Consider the following 834-nt stretch of genomic DNA (forward strand, 5'->3'; position numbering starts at 1 on the left):
AGCTTTGCTGCGGCGATATTGAGGAAACTCATGAAGGACAAGGCGGTTTTGTCGTAGCGCGTCGCGATACGGCGCATCTGCTTGAGTTTGTTGAACATCCGCTCGATGCGGTTGCGGTCCCTGTAACGCCACCAGTCTGTTTTCTGTGGAGCACTGCGGCTTTTGCGTGATGGAATAACCGGCAGGATCCCGTGGATCAGCAGATCCTGGCGGAAGCTGTCACTGTCATAGCCCCGATCAGCCAGCATGGCTTTGGGGGGCGGGACAGACAGCTTCATCAGGGCGTCTGTGGCTTTGTAGTCCGAGACCTGGCCTCCGGTAAGGACAAAGCCAAGAGGGCATCCCTGATTGTCACATCGGACATGGATCTTGCTCGTAAAGCCGCCGCGTGATCGACCAAAAGCCTCCGAATGAGCCCCCCTTTTGCGCCCGTAGCCTGTGAATGGGCACGGACTACGGTACTGTCGACCATATGCTGCCAGTTATCGGTCAGGTCGAGGTCTATCAGGGTTTGCAGCAGAGCATCCCACACCCCCTGCTCAGCCCAACGCCGGAACCGGACATAGACCGAGTTCCATTTGCCGTAGCGCTCATGCATGTCCCGCCACGGACAGCCTGTGCGCAGAACATGCAGCATACCATTGAGAAACAGGCGGTTGTCTCCAGCTGGTCGAGCCCAACGTCCGCGCTCAGGCGGCAGAAGCGGACCAATYAKCGCCCATTCACGATCCGTCAGATCCCCTCGTGCCATCCCCGCTTCACCTTATCGCCTTCGTTAAAGACAACAGTGAATCAGATCTCAGAATGAGCGTATAGACCTTTTGTCAACGCGAC

At 57.1% G+C, this 834-nt stretch carries 1 pseudogene; it reads right to left on the reverse strand.

Annotated elements, in window-relative coordinates:
- A pseudogene (locus KP705_RS21455) lies at window positions 1–751 on the reverse strand (IS5 family transposase); the annotation flags it as partial.
- Between the last annotated feature and the right edge of the window lie 83 nt (window positions 752–834).

The sequence above is a fragment of the Gluconobacter sp. P1D12_c genome (genome assembly GCF_018812105.1).
In the GTDB taxonomy this organism is placed as follows: Bacteria; Pseudomonadota; Alphaproteobacteria; order Acetobacterales; family Acetobacteraceae; genus Gluconobacter; species Gluconobacter oxydans_A.